This window comes from Sphingobacterium siyangense (genome assembly GCF_007830445.1).
Classification (GTDB): Bacteria; Bacteroidota; Bacteroidia; order Sphingobacteriales; family Sphingobacteriaceae; genus Sphingobacterium; species Sphingobacterium siyangense.
In genome coordinates, this window is record NZ_VLKR01000023.1 from 84,150 (window position 1) to 106,747 (window position 22,598).

Annotated in this window: 11 protein-coding genes; 3 read left to right on the top strand and 8 right to left on the bottom strand. The window is 36.7% G+C overall.

Going from position 1 to position 22,598, the window contains the following annotated elements; genetic code table 11:
- Window position 1: 1 nt before the first annotated feature.
- The 4 genes from IQ31_RS19110 to IQ31_RS19125 form a co-directional block, all read right to left on the bottom strand.
- Window positions 2–1,366 (bottom strand): RagB/SusD family nutrient uptake outer membrane protein, encoded by a 1,365-nt coding sequence (locus IQ31_RS19110; RefSeq protein WP_145329282.1) that lies wholly within the window; start codon window positions 1,364–1,366, stop codon window positions 2–4.
- A gap of 4 nt (window positions 1,367–1,370) precedes the next feature.
- On the bottom strand, window positions 1,371–4,508 hold the full coding sequence (locus IQ31_RS19115) for a SusC/RagA family TonB-linked outer membrane protein (protein WP_158638925.1): 3,138 nt from the start codon (window positions 4,506–4,508) through the stop codon (window positions 1,371–1,373).
- A 42-nt stretch (window positions 4,509–4,550) separates the two neighbouring features.
- Window positions 4,551–6,959, bottom strand: coding sequence for a TlpA family protein disulfide reductase (locus IQ31_RS19120; RefSeq protein WP_145329286.1), 2,409 nt, complete (start codon window positions 6,957–6,959; stop codon window positions 4,551–4,553).
- Between the two features lie 125 nt (window positions 6,960–7,084).
- Window positions 7,085–7,459, bottom strand: coding sequence for a hypothetical protein (locus tag IQ31_RS19125; RefSeq protein ID WP_145329288.1), 375 nt, complete (start codon window positions 7,457–7,459; stop codon window positions 7,085–7,087).
- A gap of 634 nt (window positions 7,460–8,093) precedes the next feature.
- On the opposite strand from IQ31_RS19125, the gene IQ31_RS19130 reads away from it, so the two are divergent.
- The 3 genes from IQ31_RS19130 (at window position 8,094) to IQ31_RS19140 (ending at window position 10,240) form a co-directional block, all read left to right on the top strand.
- Window positions 8,094–8,501, top strand: a complete 408-nt coding sequence (locus IQ31_RS19130) for a helix-turn-helix domain-containing protein (RefSeq protein WP_145329290.1) — start codon at window positions 8,094–8,096, stop codon at window positions 8,499–8,501.
- A gap of 18 nt (window positions 8,502–8,519) precedes the next feature.
- A complete protein-coding gene (locus IQ31_RS19135; protein WP_145329293.1) occupies window positions 8,520–8,795 on the top strand; it encodes an XRE family transcriptional regulator in 276 nt (91 codons plus the stop codon).
- A gap of 410 nt (window positions 8,796–9,205) precedes the next feature.
- Window positions 9,206–10,240 (top strand): hypothetical protein, encoded by a 1,035-nt coding sequence (locus tag IQ31_RS19140; protein WP_145329296.1) that lies wholly within the window; start codon window positions 9,206–9,208, stop codon window positions 10,238–10,240.
- Window positions 10,241–11,128: 888 nt separating this feature from the next.
- On the opposite strand, the gene IQ31_RS19145 is transcribed toward IQ31_RS19140, so the two are convergent.
- From IQ31_RS19145 to IQ31_RS19160, 4 genes are read right to left on the bottom strand one after another with little or no spacing between them, the layout of a single operon-like run.
- Complete coding sequence (locus tag IQ31_RS19145; RefSeq protein ID WP_145329299.1) at window positions 11,129–12,250, bottom strand: DNA cytosine methyltransferase; 1,122 nt, start codon at window positions 12,248–12,250, stop codon at window positions 11,129–11,131.
- Window positions 12,243–13,313, bottom strand: a complete 1,071-nt coding sequence (locus IQ31_RS19150) for a PD-(D/E)XK nuclease family protein (RefSeq protein WP_145329302.1) — start codon at window positions 13,311–13,313, stop codon at window positions 12,243–12,245. Before IQ31_RS19150 ends, IQ31_RS19145 begins: the two co-directional genes overlap by 8 nt.
- The gene (locus IQ31_RS19155) at window positions 13,310–19,339 is read right to left on the bottom strand and encodes a DEAD/DEAH box helicase (protein WP_145329305.1); all 6,030 of its coding nucleotides are present in this window, start codon (window positions 19,337–19,339) and stop codon (window positions 13,310–13,312) included. Before IQ31_RS19155 ends, IQ31_RS19150 begins: the two co-directional genes overlap by 4 nt.
- The gene (locus tag IQ31_RS19160; protein WP_145329308.1) at window positions 19,336–22,185 is read right to left on the bottom strand and encodes a hypothetical protein; all 2,850 of its coding nucleotides are present in this window, start codon (window positions 22,183–22,185) and stop codon (window positions 19,336–19,338) included. Before IQ31_RS19160 ends, IQ31_RS19155 begins: the two co-directional genes overlap by 4 nt.
- Window positions 22,186–22,598 lie beyond the last annotated feature (413 nt).

The window sequence follows — 22,598 nt, forward strand, 5'->3', positions numbered from 1 at the left end:
TTTATCTCGGAAATTGAATAACTTTTGAGTTAACAATAACATTATTGGGCACCAAAAATGTAAATTTCAAGTCTTTTGCCATTAGCGTATACATTTTTCCAGCTAACGTACGATGAAGTTGAATATTACGGTTCTCTATAAAATTAAACCGTCTCAGATCAATCCATCGAAGCCCTCTTATCAGTAGCTGTTTGCGTCTCTCTAGCAATACCAGATCCAACGCCGCGTTTTTTTCCAACCCTTTGTATTCTTGGTAGGTATTCTTTGCAAAACGTGTTACCAACAACTCATTTAACTTATCTAACCCCAATTGTACTTGTCCTGCTCTGATCAAACATTCTGCATAAATCAAATACACTTCATCCAACGCCAAGCCGGTGAATACACTACTGGACCCTACATATGAACCTTTGTAAGAATATAAACCATCCGATTCCAGCTTGAAGAATAAATTTTTCCGAAGATCGTTCTCGGCATAACTTGTTATAAGATCAGCATTTATCCGTCCTTTGGTAGGCGCTACGGATTCGGTTGAATAGCCTTGATCATAGAAAAGAATCTCTGAATTACCTACACCTCTACTTGGGAACGAGTAACGGCTACTTGCCGAAAAGTTTTGATAATTCAATAATTTACCAGCACCGTCGAGTACCGTTTTTGCTGCCTCCAACGCATCATTGTAGCGTCCCATAGCGAGATATACACGAGCCAACATTGCATTAGCAGTACTTTTTGACGGCTGATAAAAATCAGTCGATTCAACACCCAGCAATTGCTGTGCAGCTAAAAGATCTTCCAAAATACTATTATACGTCTCCGATACCGAAGAACGAATCGACACTTCCTGCGGATCGGCGGACTTGCGTAAGGGCAAGCCATAGGCGTTGTGTTCCTCATCCCCTATTGGCGCTGCAAACTCGCTAGCCAGCTGAAAGTTGGCATTAGCCCGATGGAACAATGCCTTTCCTTTAACCTGATCGTACACGTTTGCATTAGCGGCGATACGTTCAATTTTGGAAAGCCCTTCCAAGATAATATGAGCCGACAAAATCCGCTTGTAACCATAATTCCAATCCGGACATTCAGTACCCATAAATCTTTCATCCTGCCAGCGGTAAGCATTCTTTTCACCAAAGGTCGTGAGCAGATCCCAAGCACTTTCACTTAACGTAAATTCCTCGGCAGCGGCCGATCGCATCGAAGCAGCACTGCTTCCACTAAAAAGGCTTACATCGCCTAAAAGCAAGTTAAAATCATCTAAAGATTCTGGGATCACCTGCTTACGATCTCTCTTTATATCTAAAAAATCTGGATTGCATGCTGATGTCAACGCAATAGTCAATCCCAGTATGATTAATTTTTTCATTTTCTTACCATTCTAATTGTACACCAACTGTATAAGTCCGGGGAGCGGGATAAGCTGCTGCAACCGCATCTGGATCCAATCCAACCTTGTTGGCCCTGTAGAGGATGCCAACATTTCGGACATAACCGAATACATTTAATCTTCCCTTTTTGCCCATTGGCAGTTGATAAGATAACCGCACATCCGACAGGCGGATAAAATCACCTTTTTCAATCATCAATTCCGAATTTGTATATAATGCATCGCGATACAGGTCCACGGTAGCAGGTACCGCAGGAACAGTGGTCATCAGTTCGTCACCCGGTGCTTGCCATCGCTTCAAATAGTCCTGATGTCCGATTCCACTATAAAAAAGTTTAAAATAGTCGATTGTATTCCTACGAAAATAAAAACCATTTTTCCATTCGAGATTAGCACTCAATTCAAAACCTTTGTATCCGATATGATGGCGCATAGATCCTTGATAAGGCGGAAAATCGGCACCCATAAATCGGATATCGTCCAAAGTTGCATTTGCAGCATATTTGGCATATTCTTGATCACCATTAGGCGTTATGAGTTGGCCGTTTTCAGTGCTAATGCCGTTAAAATGCCATGCATAAAGCGCGTCTCGGGTATAGCCAACACGTGGTTGTGCATTGCTCACCATCTGGTCCATAGAAAGATTACTATTCGCCATATACTTGGTTATTTTATTTTTTGTCATGCTCCAAAGAAGATTGATATCCCATTTGACCACGCCCTGCAATGCTCTTACAGAGAGGTTGAGGTCGAGCCCATTTGTACGGAGGTTAGCATAATTGATCCTATTATCAATATAGTAACTCGTGCCTTCGGGCGATATACCTGTACTAGGATCCAAATAATTAGGGCCTATCAGATCTTTGCCAGATTTAACGTAGTAATCTACCGATCCCGACACCCTTTGCTGCAGCACAGAGAAATCCAAGCCCAAATTAACTGTAGCCAGTTTTTCCCACCTCAAATTAGGATTTCCTGCACTGGTCAACTTTGCATAAGGTAAGCCAGTCGTCAGATTGGTACTACTGATCCGCATGGATGGATATGCACTGATCGTATTATTAACGTTTCCGCTATAACCATAGGTTGTACGCAGTGTAAGTTTATCCAACCAATTGGCATGATCCCCTAACAGGGGTAGCAACTGTTCGGATAAACCCAAAGACCATAGCGGTACGCCCCGCTGATTAGTTTTCACACCAAAAAGGTTAGAGGCATCCCATCGTACACTTCCGCTAAGTCCATGCGTCCTGTTCAGCAGATAGGTCGCATTGGCAAAGTAAGAGATGAAGCGATCCACAGTAAAGCGTTCTTCAAAAGGGGTCGCCGGTATCACACTTGCGCCATTTGGCCGCATCGTATACTGCTTGCTGTAATCAAGGTTCATCAGGGACGTTCCATTATCCGCACGGTAACCATACAGTCGGTAACCGACATCCCGGCTTAGTGTATTTTGGCTGATCTCTGCTCCTGCCAACGCAACCAATTGGTGTTCAACACTCCATTGGCGCGTATAATCCAGCTGTACCCTGCCATTATGCCCAATGATCTCGCTGTTTTGCCCGTCCTTGATTCCACCAAGTGGGATAATTCTTGTACCATCCGTTTGTGTAAATTGGTTGATCAGATTGCGAACAAAATAACTGTCAGCATCATATAGGTTCTGTTGTTTTACTGCCTGATGTTGATAACGATATTTTACATCAATAGAAAATCCTCTGCCTATTTTATAATTCAAACCGGCACCGAGCGTGAGCTGTTTGGAAAAGGAACTGATATCGCGCCTGTCTCGGTCTACAAGCGGGCTAAATGTCCAATCCAATAGCCCTTCGCTTTCGGCTCTGTCGCGATAGGCGTGGTTAAATTGATAATTGACGCTGGCGGGTGTGCCGTCCGTGTTTTGTAGAAAAACATAAGGTGACAACCCGGAGCCCGATGCTGTTAGCTGCTGTAATCTATAACCATTCTGCTGCTCCTTATCGGCCACGTACCGCAAGTAGGTATTGACTGTTAGTCGGTTACCTAATTTTAAATCGTGATCGATATTGAAGGTCAGTCTTTGGTCGCCATTGCCTATGATCGATTGTGGATTATGGTCGTAGCTTCCTGAAATAAAGTAGCTACTCCGTTCGGCACCTCCTCTAGCCTGAATTGCATAGCGCTGGCTTAGTGCACTTCGGTACAGCAACTTTTTGGCTTCCTGCCGGATATCCTGCTGCAGCATTTGCGCTTTTATCGTTCCAAAATCTTCTACTGCGATCTCCTTGGCGTCACGTTTAAACAACAAACCAACATAATCGGGAATATAAAGAGACTCCATGTTGTAATAATTTCCCTTTCCATATAGGTATTCTTCGAACTCCATCATATCTTTTGCAGGTATAAACTGTCTGTTATAGTGAAGATCAGGCTTTTTTGTCAGCTGCCAATTACTCTGAAAGGAGAATCTGAGCGGAGTACCGAGGTTTCCCTTTTTGCTCGTGAGGACGATAACACCATTCCCCGCCTTAGCTCCCCAGATGGCAGCAGCAGCAGCATCTTTCAGTACTGTTACACTTTCAATATCATTTGGATTGATAGCGTTGATATCTCCCTCATAGGGAAAATTATCTAGTATTATCAAAGGTTCGGTAGAAGATTCAATTGAACTAATGCCCCTCACCCGCAATGCATTGGGGAATTTATTCTCGCCCACACTCAGACTTCGGTCAAACTGCAGACCACTTGTCACACCTTCCAAGCGGTCTAAAATATTACCTGCGGGATTACGCGTGATCGTTTTCTGATCTACAGTCGCAAAAGAGCCTGTTAGCATATTCTTATTGAGTTTGTAATACCCTGTATTTACAATCACCTCATCCAATTGATTGTCGGCGTGACTTAATTGTATCGTTCCTAGGTCCAGAGCCTTTCCAAGTGCCATGGTCATTGGATCGTAGCCCACCATAGTAATCCTGATCTGCTCACTTTTCTTTTTTTCGAAAGAAAAATAACCGGACGAATCTGTTTTCAGCTTTCTTTGATCAGGAGAAGTTGCTATGGTAGCGCCCCGTAGACTTTCACCATGATGACCTATCAGACGACCAAAATATGTCTGTGCCAGCACTACCTGTGATGACACGACAAGGAATAAAAAAATATAAAATTTTCCCACAGCACCTCCCTAATAACCAATAACTAAAACAGGTACACGCTTTTTCTCGATTTCCACCTTTAGCCCATAGGCATCCAAGAAGGCATTTAATTCTTCGGACGTTAATTTGGTCTTGGTGAAATACCATCGCGGCAATTCATATGCATAAGGAAAGTCCTTTACTAAACCTATCCGGTTAAAAGCATTTTCCACATCGATATGATATCCATTTGTTTTGGCAAGCAAAGCCGCTATGACAAGCGACAGCTTATGTTCACTATCTTTTTCCTTGGAGGGATCATATTGTAGGTATTCATCTCCCGTACGTTTCTGGAGCGGCTGGCTGAACAACCTCCTGGTTTCCAAAATGGATTTTTTTGCTTGGATGACCGGATAGCTTATTGGCGGGGTAAGCCCGATGTGCACATTCCAACCTTTCGTCTTTTTCAGATATTCGGCCCAATATTGCTGCAGCAGAGCTAATCCATTTTCCTTTCCCAAGGATTTTGGGATACGCATCTCGTAACTGAACAAATTTTCCTGCGACCAAGCCTCATAAAGCGAATCTAGCGCATAAGGCGATAATCCTGTCGCTTGCTTGGTGTCCAATACCAGGTATTTTCTATCGCTAGCGGTAAGATTATTTTTAACGGCGCCATTATCTATATTATAAAACGGGAAAACCTTATCTTTAAAAATATCATAGAGCAAATAATCCAACTTTTGGTTTATTCCATAAAAAAGCATACTATCTCTCTGCTCTTCAATACCACTAATATTTCTTGCATACTCTTCCACATAGCCTCCGATCTTAAAAAACTTCTTAGTATGCAAAACCGTTGCAGGAGCATTTTCATTAATAAAAAGTGGCTTTGAAAGATCAGCTAATTTTACATTCAATGCATTATACATTTTGGGCATCCCACCATCCAACACATTCTTTAAATTCTCAACGGTGGCATACTTTGCATAAGGCTTAGCAATTACCCGCCCGTCTTTGATCCATACCATGTGCGGAATAGAACGTTTGGGAAAATACTGCATTAAAAAAGTATCCGCATAGATTGTCTGATGGTTCCATTTAAATCGGTCCATCAAATGTTGGAATTTATTTATGGGTTCGTAATTAACGGGTACAATCGTAATTTTGGTTGTATCCAGATCGGGTAGAATTTCATGCAGATGCATAAGCGAGCCCAAGCATGGTCTACACCAACTAGCCCAAAAATCAAGAATAATCAATTTATCCCGATCTGCCTCTAGATTACGTGTAAACGTTTTTTGACTAACCCAGTCGATAAACTTGTTTTGATGTACAAAAAATTCATCAGGTATAGTATCACCAATATATAATGATTTACCATTTGGTATCACCATTGGCCCATCGCCCCCGCTGTCCTTGCGGGGCGTCTGAGCCGATAAACTAAACATAGAAACTAGCAGCGCTGATAAAGCAAGAGCTCTGATGCTCTTCAATACCTTAAAAGAATAATTAGATGACTGGAAAACCAAAGCCAAGCATGTCAGCGGCATGCGAGAAGTGCTTTTATTATCGAATAAATAAACAAGGTATTTTAAAGCTCTATGAGCCATTGAAATACCACCATCAACAAAAGAGTATATAGCATAGGCAATACGCTCACAAAACGTCTTAAAAGCATTAAATTTAGAACAGCACCCCTCTCTTCCATTATGCAAGCCGGCACCCTCTCCTTTTGCCGCCTGTTTTGTCGCACTATCAGACTTATACCCAAGATCCGCTAGTGAGCTACTGACAGCTCGTAACTGTTTAGTACCTCTTTGGTATATCTTTGGTAGCTCTTTAGTACATTCCCAGTACCTTTTTGGTACCCTTTCGGTACACTCCCGGTAGCTTAATGGTGAACTAACAGTACCATTTGTGCCGAGGAATAGACCATTTAAGTACCTACCAATACCTGACCAACTTCTGCCTTTCTCCCAGCGTTGCTCGGGATTTCTTCGGGTGGGCTTCGGGTCTCCCTCGGGAAAAATCAAAGGAACAGCCGAGGAAAATTCGAGGCCTACTGCATGAAAGGCAGAAGTTGGGGCGAAGTTGGTCAGGAAAAAGTCCGAAGAAGGTGACGCTCCTACTCCTCTTCGGATGGCCTTCGGCTCCGCTTCGGGACTTCTTCGGGACATGTTCGAGACATGTTCGGCTACGCTTCGACTCGGCTTCGGCAGGGCTTCGGCTGCGCTTCGAGTCCTACCCGAAGAGCAGCCGAACAACAGTCGAAGCAGTCCCGAAGAAGGGGCGACGTTGGTACGCCGCAGGGTCGAAGGATACTCGAACAATAGCCGAAGGCTGCCCGAAGAACCACCTGTTTTAATTTCATTTTGAACGCTAATCGTATAGCGCTTTTTTAGCAGGATCGCAGTACCTGTAAAGCACGTTTTTCCTTGTCTAATTTTCTTACGCAAATTTTGCGTAATTAGTACTATATCTGTACTTAAGTAGTGCTTCACACGTACTTGAAATATATAGGTTATATAGAGCCTTAAAAAGGCTAAAAATTTCAGGATATTCATAATTAGTTTGTTAGTGGTTATTCAGATAACCGACCGAAAAACTCAGCGACTTTTCTGCTCAATTCTAGCTCTTTTCCGATGTGCTCTTCAGCTTCTGCTGACAGCTGCATTTTACGCAGGTCTATATGGCGATGATTGACGATACAATAAGCTATCAACACCCGATACAAGGCAATTGCAAATTCCTGCATTTCCTCGTCCTTTAGAAGCCTATTTTCTCCTAAGCCACCATCAAGATAAGTACTCAATAGCTGTAGTGTGTTAGCAGAAATAGCGTCTAAGGCATAATGATTCCAGAATGTCTCAATTTCCTTTAAAGGATCGTAATCGACCTTATGGACATCAAAAATCATCAAATCAAAAGCCAATTGCAGCGATAAAATCCTGTTCATTTTTCAGTAAATCTTCGTAACCGAAAGTACATAGCATCCCCTCTCCGATCGAAATCAGCTTTTTATTGGGAGCCTGATGTTACTCAGTTCACATTAGTAATAATTAATTCATTCTGGAAGCCAGAACGCGTTTGAATGAGGGGTCACAAAGGTGTATAATATTGGCGTTACGCGTTCCATGGCAAGAGAAGCCAAATCTTATTTGGCCAAACCAGCCGAGCTACTCGGGGGCTGTGATGATGTTTTTTGATCTTTGTTTTTTGTTCATAACTCGTTTGTTTATAAAAACGAGTCTTTTTGAGGTGAGACAAAAATATATGGGGCCCACCTTCTTCACCTCTCCGAAAAAAGTTTCTGACGCCTTAACGGGATGAAGTACAGTGGAGCCCCATACAATTGCAAATATAGAATATTCCAATAATGTATGGGGATAATAATTCCACTGCCTTACTCCGATGCGTCAGAATGGAGAAGTAAGACTCATTAATTACTATCCAAAAAGAAGGTAGTTCATTCTAAAATCAAAATAAAATGAGTATATTTACCTTAGCTTTTTCAAAATTAACAAACTGACTTATATATTGTTATATAATAATCTTATAATGATATAGATGTAGCCTATAAAATTTTAGCCATGAGTACCGGAACAATATTAAGATCCCTCAGAGACGAACATCGTTGGTCACAGGAATTTGTCGCAAATGAATTAAATATTAGTCAACCTTCTTACTGCAGCCTAGAACAAGACAAAACAAAACTTTCAATAGAACGTGCGACGAAATTGGCTGAATTGTATGATGTTCCAATAGCTATCTTTTCACAGGATAAAGAGTCGATCATAAATTATAACCTCGGGAGAAAAAGTAGAACAATAATCAATTCTAATATCATAAAAGAAAGCTTATCTTTGAAAGAAGAAAATCTATATGAAGAAATCATTGAAGATAAGAATAACCAGATTCAACATCTAAAATCCGAAATTGCGGAATTACGAAAGAATATTAATTTTTTACAAAAGCAATTAGAGAAAGCATTAAATTAAAGAATATTTGAGAAAATTATGGCACAAACCTTACTTGCGGAATTGCGAATAAAAAAACAACTGATCCAAGAAACTGTTGCTGAAGAAGCGAATATCGATATTGAAAGATATAAGGATTTAGAAGCTGGATTAACTTATTTAAAATATGAAGAAGCGGGCTCACTCGGGCAAATTCTTGGAATTAATCCCATCCTTTTACTGGAAAGTGCAAAAACCATCAATTACAATATTGGCGCTTATGCAAGAACTATCTATGCAGAAAAATATTACGAAGGGGAAGAGAAAGAAAGATAATACACTACCTCCACATAATTTGATTGATTTAGCAAACGAGCGCGAAGGCTAAATAATAAAATGCTCTTAGAAAAACTCGTTCAGTAATATGCTGTTAAAACTCAAGCAATTTGGGATTTTAATAAAGGTCGTTGCTGATTTGGAGGAAGAGATTCGGAAATTGAAGGCTGAATTGGCTAATTTGAAAAAGGTGTAATTTATAATATGGAAGATACCTAAGATATGAATCCGACTCATAATCAGCAACATTCTAATAGCCTAATAACTATTATAGATCATAAAAATTAAATATAAAACAAATCGAAGTAGTAAAGTATCGTAGTGAAGCAATGAAACAAATAAAACAAATCATTTCAGAAAACCCAAAATGACCAATCTTCAATTGGTAACTTTAGAAGATTTTTATTACTTTGAGAAGAAGAAAATTATCAATGACACACGAACCAAAATTAGCTGCCTACGTTATTGAACTAAAACCAAGTAACTCATCTATTGAAAATTCAAATCGCCAATTATTTCGGTATAAAATTGGTGATATACTGTCTGAAGATTTGGAGGATTCTTTTATATTTATAGAGATGTGTCGATTATTTATTGCTTCCATTGATACTGACGAAATGTATTCGGACACGGTTAGTAAGAAATGTTTGACAGCAAATCAAATTGATCTTGAGAATGATGATGTAAATACAACTATTAGGTTTCATAGTGAGCAATTTATTATAGAAGGTGTCGTCGAGGGTGGTAAATATGGTAAAAAAAGAAATAAAACTTTTACAGAAAATAAAGCAGTAAAGGATGTTGTCTCCGAAAAAGATGCAATAACGGATGATTTTTATTTCCTTCTCTATTGTCCATTAAGTTCAAAAAAGTCTATCTTACTGCTCCAGTCATATACAGATGACAGCATCGATGCCGTTATGAAGAAGTTCTGGAAAAATTTTTTGAGCTTTCCAACAACCTTTAATCATCCACGAATCAGCAAGTATGTACCAGAAAGAATAATAAATGATTTTAAAAACAGTGCAACAATATCAAATTTCACTTACACTACAGACATGCCCGGCGAAACGCTATTACAGTCAGTATCTCACACAGAAAACCAAAATTTCAAAATTACTATCAAAATTGAACCCACCAAGAACGGAGTAAATATGGAAGATTTGGAAAACATCATTGCACCTATTGAGGAAGCAACATTTAAAAGTTTTCCGCTTGGAATGTTTAATCGTAAAAAAGGCACCCTTAAAGACAGTTCAACTGGAAAAACGACACCCTTTGAATTAGACAACAATTTTGAAATTAAGCCAAGTATTGTTTTATCAAAATATATTAGCATTAATCACGACGAAAGTGATTTTGAAAGAATTAAGGATTATAGCTTTAAAATCTTAGAAGACTTAAAAAAGGAAATATTCTTACAAAATGCAGTTCACGAGCGTTAAAAAAATACTATTCCCTCTTATAAAGGGAGGTCAGCAATGGCAAGGTATCGATATAAATGGACATGAAATTAAACCGAAATTTTACTTTAGTAATGTTCAGTGGGTTTTAATCTTAATCAGTATTTTAACATTATTAAAACTCAAAACAGGACTTTCCAAAGAAATGATTGGGTATGTAATTTCAGCATTTGCTATCTCAGTCTCTTTATTTATGTCTCTTCTTATCAGTATCTTTGATAAATTCGAGAATACTGATTTATCAACTAAAGGAAAAACCGAAGACGATTTAATCCGGTTGGTGCAAAAGAAAAACTTTTTCAAAAGATTTATCTCCGTTACAAGTTACTTGGTCGTATTGTCAATCTTTATAATTTTGATATGTAGTTTAAATTACATCTTCAATTTAACTGACAACATCGACTCTCATCAATTTACGTTCAATTTTGAAAAAATAGATATATCGTTAACCCTAAAAAATAGCCTTATAGTTTGCTATCGGATAATACTCAATTATTTTTTGCTCAATTATCTACTACTTACGCTTTTTGTAGCTAGCAGCGCATATGAATACTATATTTCAGAAATTGATAAACACAAAATTTTATAATCTCAAAAGAATAAAAGCATCATTGCTGATCGTACACCGCTGTCTTCGACTCGAAACCCATCTTCAAAAGAGTACCTAGTCTCGCAATATCAAAGCACCGCCATTTTTTCATCGTTTAGGTCGCAAGTGAAAACCTTATCGCTCGTCGCCTGACGCTGCGTCGCTGAACTGCTCAGTCCGCAGACTGCCGGAGCACGCCCCCTAAACTGTAGAATTATTTGCTTTTCTGAAACGAGAGTATAAATAGAATTGTTACCTCGTAAAATACGTCATCATAATTTTCATTGACTTAGACAAATAAACCTCATTACAGAATCTGCGACCGCCTCAGCGAGTGGAACAGGAACTCCGTTGCCTATCATTTTAAATTTTTTTGAAATTGGCAAAGATGGTGGCAAAATATATGTATCCGGCACTCCTTGTATCCTCAATGCCTCACGAACAGATAAGCGCCTATTCATATACGGGTGTAAGTGAACTTCATTGTTCCCATAGCAAGTAGTGGGGCTATATTTAAAACGGTGAAGACGCTTAAAAGACGGTCTATTTGTTTCTCCTTCTTCAATAGCTCGCAATGTATCTTCATGTACACGTAAGTTAAAATACTCATTGGCATTCGGTGTCAAATTTATTTGCTGTTCAGAAACCAGGCAGCTTTCTACGCAAAGTTCTATTGGTGTACCTTTAGGGGCAATTAAAGGGGTGCCAAATTTAGTCTTTTCTCCCCATTGATATTTCTTTAACGCATCCTGATATTTTTCATTTACTGGAAAAGGGAACCATTTATCAAAAGAAGCTTTTCCAATGTCTTTTTTATCAAGAAGCTCTTTTCTAATTCCAATAAAGAAAACACGCTCTCGGTGTTGGGGAACACCAAAATCCAATGAGTTTAATTTCTCATGATCAATGTAATATTCTTTTTCAACCCCCTTTAGCAATGTTTGTAGAAACGCCTTATTTTCCTTTCTTTTTGTTAAACCTGTGACGTTTTCCATTACAAAAAACGTTGGTTTTAATTCTAAAATTTTATCAAAAAAGACAATAGTAAGTTTACCTCTTTCTCCTTCAAATCCTTTTCGAGAACCATTTATACTAAAGTCTTGACAAGGTGGACCACCTATAATCCCAAAATGCTTAGGCTTTCCATTGGGGAATGCTTCTTCAATTATCTCTTTATATCCAATTTCTGTAATTGACTTTGTATTGAATATTTCTGCCTTTATCTTATTTCCTCTCGATTTTCGCCATGAAGTGATTCCCGCAGAATGAAGTTGAGCAAATATTTTATCAAATTCATTTGTCCAAACAATCTCGAAACCAACTTTCTCAAACCCCATATCCATGAATCCACCCCCAGAATAAAATGAGAGAATAGGAATTTTTTGTGCAATATTTTTATTCATAAATCATAGTCGTGTCGGTAGCTGAGTAAATAAATTCTGCCACCTCCTTTCTCAAATTATAAATGCTTATCTTTTTATTAGAGCCCATAAAATAATCAAACCCATCGGCATTGAAGTTTTTGATTGTAACCAGTCTTTTCCCGGTGTGCAAAAATACACTCATTTTCCCGTTTTTGAACTTTTTAACATCTTTAATCTCTCCCATCACATCATTTAATGAAAAATCCTTTTCAAGTTTTCGCAAAAAGAAAGAGCAAGCAGGCCTAAATAAACAATATTTACAATTTTCTTCTTTGGGAGTTGCTGAAAATGCCCCAGTTCTGACACTATCATTAGTCGTAATTAAAAGACGTTTGGCCTCTTCAAAAACTGACTTACATTCTTCTTCTGTAAACTCGACAGAAAACTTTTGCTTTGTTAAATTAACTAAACTCAAACTAGTAGGAAACTTGCTTGTATTTTCAAAATATAAGTAGGCGTAAAGTTTCAGTTGTTCTTTGTACCCACTTTTTATATCAGCAAAGACCCCTCCTTTACCGTCTAGATAGTCTTCTATTATTGCTCCGGTTTTAAAATCAACAATCTCTATACTATTGCTCTTTTTAATTATTAGATCAACCTTGCCACCAATCAATTTATCATTTGATTCAAGCCACTTTTCTGAATAGAATTTTGTACTTTTCCAACTTGTTGATTGTTCGGTTTTACTTCTCAAATGTTTTTTTAGTTGAGCTTTCTTTAGTCCAATATTCTTTACCTTAATTTTTACTGGGACAAGAAAACTAAAGCCATTTTTCATCAAATCGTCTTCAAGTTCTTTTATTTTCTTTTCAAACTCTTCATTAAAATCATCTTCATTTTTGATTACTCCTTTTAAAATCAGTTCTAATACTTTATGGAATACGATTCCAAAATGGGCATTAACTGAAATAGGAAGCAACGGTTTGTTATCAAATGCTTCTGTTAATAAGGACTTGTAAGCACAATTTTTCATGGAGTAAAATTGGCTTGGAGAAATCCTTTTGATTTCTTTAAAATTAATTTCCTCAATTTTATTTATCATTTTATCACTAATCTTTCATAACACCAACCTGGTCTACGGTGTAAGTTGAATGTGTCAATTACGCTAATATTACCGCCATTTTGAGCGACATATTCGTCAATATCAGCTTTAGTATCTGCCAACCAATTTGCTTCTCTAATATTTTTTAAATCCCAAAAAGGGTGGACAATCATTATTACATTTCGTTGATTTCTTCCAAATTTGATAATTGGCAAACCATTTATCTCTGATGTGTTTGGGAAACCAAAACTTTGAGCAAAACTATCTCGTAACTTTACAGCAAATGATAGCCAATCTCGTAATTCAATAAAATCGAAATTCCCATCCGTCCCGCACACAAAATTTGAATCGAACATTACACGGATCATTGACAAACCTAAACGCCAATCAAGTAAACTATGATAATTCATATTCCGATAAACTTTCAAGCAGTCGTAACAAGCATCATTACACTTTTCTTTGTGAGACTGTGAGTGTATCTTTCCTAAATAACTATTTGCGTTACTTGGGTTAATTACCTCTGAAAGAAAGCTTTCAAAATTATTGTACAAATGTCTTACGAAGCCCGAGCCATTTGGCAATTCATCAGTCAAAATAATCTCCGCAATTTTTCTGTTTGTTCCGTCTTCAAGCAATTTCATTGAAATATCAGCAATCTCAATTTCTGTTGGATCCACGTCGAGCTTATCGGCTAAAATTCTTTGTAGCAAAAATGCTGCGGAATAATATCCTGAACGCACTCCATTGCTTTGTGCTTTAACGTATGGCAAATCTGTTTCGATAAAAAACATATTTAAGTCAAGCTCTAACGGAACAGATGATGCTACTATTCTTAATATCTCTGTGTTTTTATTACTTGCTAAAGCGATCTGTTCTTCAACACTTCCTTTAATTTGAGTAACAGACATTGAATATCCATTATTTCTCGGAACGTTTACTGAAAATTCATCTAATAACCATTGATTATTAAAACTAAACCCATTAGAATTAAAAGGGAAACTATTATTTGTATTGTAAAGTTTACCTCTAAAGAATCTGTCTGAATTTGTATTTATTCGCCAAGTAACATCATTATCGGAAATTGAAACTAAAGCATTATTAACCGCTTCTGTGTTTGTTGGACTAATTTTTTCGGCAAAAATCGGCGGTCTTGATAATAGAAAATCAGAATCATCTTTTGTGTCACTTCCTGCTGAAAGATTTGTTCTATAGGCCCTTGGAGACTTTAGTTTGATAGGCTGTTGATATTTATTAGGATTGTCTTCGCCACAATTTTGGCAAGCGTCAAGTTGATTTTCTAATTCTACCTTTCGTTGTTCAGAATAAGTTTCGAAAAATCCACAAGCTCTACAACGTACAAACCAACGATTAAGGGAAAAAGGGAGTTGATTATTTGTTTCAACATTTGCTACAATTTGATTGCCATGTCTTCGGGTATTGATAAATTCACTCGTAAAACCAATTACTTGATGAATTGCTTTATCTTTTGTTTTTTGCGCTCCTGGTGCAAATTCATAAATAGCCATTGCTTGTGCCCGATCTATTGAAAGTTGTTCAAGATGTTTATTGATTCCGTGATAAAGATTTTTTACTGTTGTCGGCATGCCGAACATTGGCAAAATTCCACCTTCAGCAAGTTTTTCAGAAATATCACTTGTTGCAATTTCTTCATTATTAATTATACTCTGAGCTTTTTCAATTAAACCATTTTTAGTAGTGGTGTCAGCAACCCAATTTATAAACTCTTCTCTCTTATTTTGGAGCTGAGGTGTTAGCAAAGCATCAACAGTTGTCGCAATAGCAGTTCTATTATCATTTATCCAATCAATGATCTCGGATTTGTAATTGTCCCAACTAGCAACTGAACCGAATTCACCATGCACACTTGATTTTTCATCAGAAATAATATCAATTGCTTTTTCAACATATGATTTACGCAAAATTTCTTTTGCAAGTAAACGCTTAAAAATCCTCTCTTGCCCCATCGTCAAAAATGGTGTTGGTGGTGCATCTCCAGTTATTTTTTGGGGATTTGCAAAATAAAATTCATCATGGCTCCTACCTCTGCAAAAAGTTAAAATAACAGAGTAAGCTTGCCCTCTACGACCTGCCCGACCAACTCTTTGCTGATAGTTAAAACGTTGTGGGGGCATATTCCCTAACATAACGGCTTGTAATGCTCCTATATCAACACCAACTTCAAGCGTCGTTGTCACGCTCAATAGGTCGATTGTTTTAACTCGCCTATTTCCCTCATCTGGCAAAATGATATTTCTAAAATGTCTTTGCCTTTCAAATTGATTATCTGTTTGCCCTGTAAGTTCTTCACAATGCAAACGAATTGGTGGACGTTGTTGTTTGATAGCGTTATACGAAAGATAATTTTCTTTCCAAACATCATCACAAATTCTATCAGGCTCAGTTTTTAACGCAGAAACAGAATGGGTACAAATACCACCACTAAAATGTAAATGTGGTCGGCTTCCTCTTGGGCTTGTCCAGATAGGGTCGATGGGGCCTGCTATTTTGATAAAAAGATTTTCAATTTGAATACCTGTATCTCCCCTTAGCAAGCCACTTGTTGAAAGTACATTAAAAACAGCTTCACCTATTTCGCTTTCTTGTCTTGAGAATCTATTAGCAACTGCTCGAACATATTTTTTAACCTGTCTGGGAAGATTGTTGTATTGGATAAAATTAAAGGGATCTGAATCTTCTACTTTGTTATGTTTGTATTTGTCTCCTAAAATTCGAATTATAGAGTTTACGATTTCTAGAAAATTTGATTTTGGAATAGTGAGCGTCTTCGCTTGCGTTGCGATAACTTCCAAATTTGGATCTATGCTCACATACCCCAAGGCGGAAGATTCAAAAGAATAAAACAACGAACCGAAGAACATTGAAGCAAGCTCGGTGAAAGAACCTTCCTTTAGAGCGTTAATATAAGTTTGGTCTGCGCCTGCCGCCCACTGAAAACTTGAAAAATCAATAAGATCATACCAAGGAGCAAAATCATTATTGTTTAACAATATTGTCTGCAATGCAATATTATTGCCACCCGGATTTATTCCTAAATCAACAAATTTCTTTATCAAAGGAGCTAGATTTACAGAATTAGTAATATCGACCAAATCTCGTGCACTGACAACTAAAGAACGAAACTCATTTAATTTTACAGCTGCCTCTTGTCTTTCTCGTAATTTATTCGTGTTAGTTCCGTTATAATTTGCGTTATCAATGAGGTATTCAATTTCGTCGAAAATAACGGGAACTTGCTCTTTAAATTCTTTTTGCTTTTCTACATTGTTGTTATCAAAAACATTTATGATTTGAGAACGCAACATCAAATTTTCATGTAATTCGTTCACCAAAATTTCTCGGATTAAATCTGTAAAATGATTTCTTTCTATACCGTTAGCAATTTGTGCAGCATCTTCACGGCTATCGGAAAACACGACTAATTTTCTCTCTGCTTCTGTACTCGGAAGTTGATACATCAACTCTTTAGCAAACATTTGGGTCGTTTTGCCAAAACCAGTTCTAAAACCACGTATTGATGAAGTTATTCGCTTATTCCAATCTTGTCTTCGTTTTTGATGATTTATACCGCAACTCGGACAAACACTAGGCAATGCTTTATGTGTTTCATTTGTAGAAATATTTCCATTGACATCAGGTAATGCAATATCACGATTGGAATTGTTTGTTGTGATAGAAAATAGATATCCTTTAATCCATTGTGTCGGTTCTTCATCCGCTTTTACATGCTGGAAATTTATGTCGCCAGAAATACAGTTCAAAGACGCCTCTATCCACTTAGCTCTAAAATCGATTTGTTTAATATTATTTAATGCGGGTTGTCTCCAATAATTTTGAGGTATTCCTGATTCTGCGTCATGCGGAACAAATTCCTGATTACCGCTGGGCCAAAAAACTGCGTACTCTTGATAGCTTCTTTTTTCCACTAACTTCGCCGGTGTTTTTTCTGGAATACCTTCAATGTTTGGACTGATTGGAAGTAATTCAAATGCATTATTATTCGCAACCAGTCTGCTTCCCCCGTAAAATGTTGTCCCACAATTATCACAATAGAGTAATTCCAAAACACGATTTCCTTTTTCCGAATTTATTCTTGTAGTAGAATAAAGTTTTCCAACTGTTCTTTCCCCATCAAAATATTCCTCTCTAATATCATCAGATTTTATAGAAGCCCAGAGCCCCTCAATGTTTCGGAAAAAGTAATGAAATCTAAAGCGGGGTAACCTTCTTTCATCAGGAATTGCTTTTGTAATAGTCTCAAATTTTTTTTCATCTAACATTGCTCTTACAATCAGCAACCCAGACAAAGCCTTTTCTAAATATTCTTTATTAGCAGTATTTTCAAAAATTATTTCCGCAAAATATTTTCCATTTTCATCATCGCCATTTGCCCGTATTGAACAAAGCGCCTTGTAATCTTGGCAAGGTGAAAATAATCTTTCTTTCAATTGAAAGGCGGGGTTGACAATTATTGAAAGTAATTTTAAAATCCCATTTTCAGTCGTTGTGATACTAAATGTATTTGCAAGTTCTTCAGCTGCGGTTTCGCAAATAGATATAAAACTTCTGTCCCTAATATTTCCTTTTATTTCGGCATATTTTTCTGCAATCATTCTAAAGGGGCTGATAGGAAGTTTTCTTCCGCTTTCGGGAAAGGGAGCTATCGGATTATTTTTTCCTTCGATAATTTTGAATGGTTTTTCCGTTCCAAAAAAATCTCTCAAAAATTGTCTACTTTCTTGACCTTCTTTGGTGTCCTCCCTTGATTCTAATGACGCGCTTGAAGCAAGGATACGCAACTGTGGATGATTTGGGTTTAATCCCAAACGATTAAGAACAAGTTTTAGCAAATAAGCAACTTCTGTTCCCTGTGTTCCTCTATATAAATGCAACTCGTCAATGACTAAATGAAAAATATTGTATGCACTTTCTTCTAACCATTCTTTCGTTTTATCAAAAATCCCATTGTCAATATCGCGCATAAGCATTATACTCAACATCGAATAGTTGGTAATCATAATGTCGGGTGGTGAAACTTGCATATCAAAACGACTCCGCATTTCTACACCATCCAAGCGTTGGAAAAAGGATTTCAGATCTTTGGCTTCATCACTTGTTTTTCCTGTTTGTTCAATATATTGAGATACGCGATTTGAATCCAGTTCAATTTGTCGTAATTGATCTTTGAGTTGATTTACCTTTGTTATGTTAATTGCAAAAGTTCCGTCTTCTTTTATTTTTCTCAGCTCCCCGGCAACAGGTGAACTCCCATTATATCTTCCAAAATAAATTGCATTTCCGTCGGCATGTTCATTTAACCAATTTCGTGTATCGTCAGAATCCAATGCTTTTCGTAGACGGGTCATTTGGTCTTCCACTAAAGCATTCATCGGATATAAGATCAATGCTCTTACACCTGCTCTTCTTGTTTCGTGTTGACGTTGTCTTACCGCACTACTTAATGTAAAGTTCGAATTATTTACAATCTCTCTTGCTGAAAGCCCTCCATCCTCTCTCCACCAATTGTTTACGCTTTCTACTTTTTCATTTGGCCTTTGCCAATTGGCAAGTTCCTTTGAAAATTGAGCAAACAATGGAAGCAAAAACGATTCTGTTTTTCCAGAACCTGTACCAGAAGTGATAATACAATTGTTACCGAGCAACGCTTGTTTTAGCATTTCCGCTTGGTGAGAATGCAAAGGGAAATTTCCCACAAGGCCAGTATTTACAAGTCCCTTAAATGTAAAAAGTTCTCTTTCATTCAAGGCATTTCCTAAATCTTCAATAGTTAAATCATTTACCTTTTTTCCGCTTGAAACATAATCGGGCAAAGGTTCAATCCATGGTTTACGATAAAGCACCTTGTCATTATTCAATAAATCGTATCGTTCTTTTTCAACGCCTGTAAATTTTGTCGCAAATGCCGTCTTTATATAACGAATAAAATTTTCTTTTATAGTTTCAAATGAACCAATTGGGTCTTTCATAATATTTTATTTATTGGTGTTTGGTTTAATTTTAACCTAAATAAATTCTGAGTAAAAATACTTATTACGTTCTCATATACTCTATATTTCCTACCATCAATTTCCTTGAAATCAGGAGCTAACCCACTTAGTAGCATAATGGCTTCCGATAATAATCTTGGTAATGGTGTCTCAATCGGGATAGCAACTTTATTATTTGAGCTGTCAAATAATATCACATTTTTATTGAAATGCTTTAAGGCAATAAATCTACCCCAGTTCATATCAACTTGATAGCACTTATTATCTTTCCAAAGTTTAAATTGATAAGTATATTCATTCAATTTATATTTGACCAATGAAAACGATCTATCAAAAGTTGATGTTTCACTTTTATTAAACGTTAAAGTTTCCGGGTCGAAAACGTATCTTGCCCAATCATAATCATTTTCATCAATTTCCTGTAATGTATTTTCATAATCAACTATGTTTGCCGAAAAATCTTGTAACGCAACTTGTGGAAAATAATCCGAGGTAAATTTTATATTCAACTCCGCAGCTAATGCCTTAAGACCCTTTTCTCCATAATTATCATACTCTTGTTGAAATGATCTTATGGTGATTACATCCGGCAAAAGTAGCCTTTCATTTGAAGAAAATTGCTTTGTTGTTTCAACCTGCAAATTATATTTAGAAGCAGTATCTATAATTTTTTCTACCAAAGCAGAATCTCTCGCCCCAATAAGCAAAACTTTTCTCCCTTTTGCCGTTGGTATAAAAACAAACTGTGCAGGGCTCATAACGATACTTTTGTTTTCATAATCATAATCAAGTATTCCAATAAAATCATAAAAGCTCAATGATGCTCTCTTCAACTTCGTAAGATTAATAGCTGTATTTCCTGATTGTTCAGAAAACAGTTTGGAATAATAAAACTCAAACGCTTTGAAAAAAGCTTCGGTAGTAAGTATATTTTTTAACGCCAAGAAATCGCAAAACCTGTTTCCACAATGATTATTAAATATTGTTGTTGATATATTTGCTCGAACTTCTTGTATCTGTGGCGTGAAAATCCAACTAGCAGGATAAAAAACTCTTTGACTTGATTTTTTAGGAGTGACAATATTATTACCTAAACAATATTGCTCTGAGTCTATTATCTTATTTCTTCCAAAAGAATCACGCATAGGTAGTTTGGTACCATCCACTTTCATCGCTGCATTACCTGTTGATATGATACTATATGCAAGTTCGTTCCCCGAAAAATTTTCATCTTCAACTTTAATATAAAAATCTGAGTCAAGAAAAAGATCTGTCGGTAATAACCAACGATTGTTTTGGGTTTGTTTTTTTGAAAGAAACCTTTTTTCCGTCTCCCCACTATATTGCAAATAAACTCTTTCACTTCCTTCTGAATTTACAATTTCAATTTCTGGCAAAAAGTCATTAATGTAAGTCCTAAAATCCACCCTTAGTCCATTAACTAATTCAATTCTCTTTTCTGAGTGGAGTGTAAGAATTGGGATTTTAGAAAGCCCGCATATAGGATTACGAAGCCAAAACAAAGAATAACCTTGAGGTAAACCATCAAGCTCTTCTTCTTTAAAATCAATACCTCGAAAGGTTCCTCCCCATTCTTTTATTATTTCTCGTTTGTTGTTCCGACATAATAAATACATTTGTTCTGTCTTTGAAAGAATATGAGTTTCTATCCAAAAATCATTGCTTAATTGGAATATTCCTGCATTTATAAAGAGTCTGACATCAAGGTCGGGAAATTTTGCGATCCACTTATTGAAATTATCTGTAAGTTCAAGTCTTTCCTTAAATTCAAACAGAAGCGTTTTTGACCAGCCATTGATTTCATACAAGTTTTCGTGCTGGCCAAATTTCAAATCCTCAGGGTAGTCATTTAACGAGTACATCCTATATGTAAATTTGATTTCCTCTTCGTTCCTATTTACTTTAAATTGAAGAAATAGAGGTGCTATTGTGTAGTTTCTTTTCTTCTTCAATATGAGTCCATCTTGTTCTTCTATTTCTTCATGTGTTTCTCCTGTCCATTTTTTGTAATTATTCAGTATGGTTTGAATAATAGATCTTGATAATTCATCGTATTTCTTCAAAAAATCCAATGTATTTTTAGGAATTAATGTTGTTGAACTGCTTATTATCATTCCTTGCAAGGAATAAGTGTCATAAGTGAAATTTGGAACCAATCCTATAGATTCAAATAATTCTGGAAGGCGATTTAAAATCCTAGGAGGTAAAACACATTGAGAGAAAATTTTGCCTACATAAACCCAATTTTTATTTGTAAAAGGAACAACGTTAAAAAAACCTAAGTCGCCATTATTTTCAACATTAGCCCAATGCGCCAGATTTTCCCACAAATCATTAATTTGATTGATGCTAAAATCATTCGTTCCAATGTTTTGATTAATTCCAAGACTTTGTAGAAAAGAATTAAGTCTCCCATAATAATTGTTAGCGCTTCGCCGATTATCATCAACCTCTTCAATAAGCGGAAGAACAAAGAAAATCAAGTACGAAATATATGGCGGATATAGAACAGGAATATCTTCTATTGTAGCTGGCGTACCGTCTAACTTGCTCTTTCCAACAAGATTGTTTTTAGAATATGTATACCTTGATCTTAAAACTATATTTCCATTTGATCCCGGTAAACCAAGCTTAATTGATTTAACAAAATCAGACCAAATTCTCTCATCTGATTCATCAATAAAATATGGTCTTGCCAAAGAGATAATATCATTTTTAGTTAAGTACAAATATATATCTTTACCTGCATTTGCAGGATTAAATAAAAATGCAGATATAATATTATTCCACTCTAAATACTTCATTAAATTTGTATATCTCCTTAAAGTGAGGTCCTATCTGCCTCAATTGTGTATTTGCTGATAATTTATACAGAAAATATCTATGGAGTCTAGGTCCTTCGATAAAATAACAATGACTATTTTTCTCAAATAACCAACTCTATACTTATCATTAGTCTTTAAGATTCACTTAATATACGATAATAAATCATTTTATTTACAAAATGTTAAAATTATCCTTTATTATGCAATATTGCTTCGAGGCTATTATCGCTTCTTACGACAATATAGATTTGAAGTTACTACATTTGAGTGGACAAATAATGTCCATCAAACCCCATGGGAATACCACGTCGTCCAGCTGGTATCTGAAACATCAGAACGCGAAGCACTTCTTAATCACCTCATGTATCTCAATAAAGGTAATCCGATTGGTG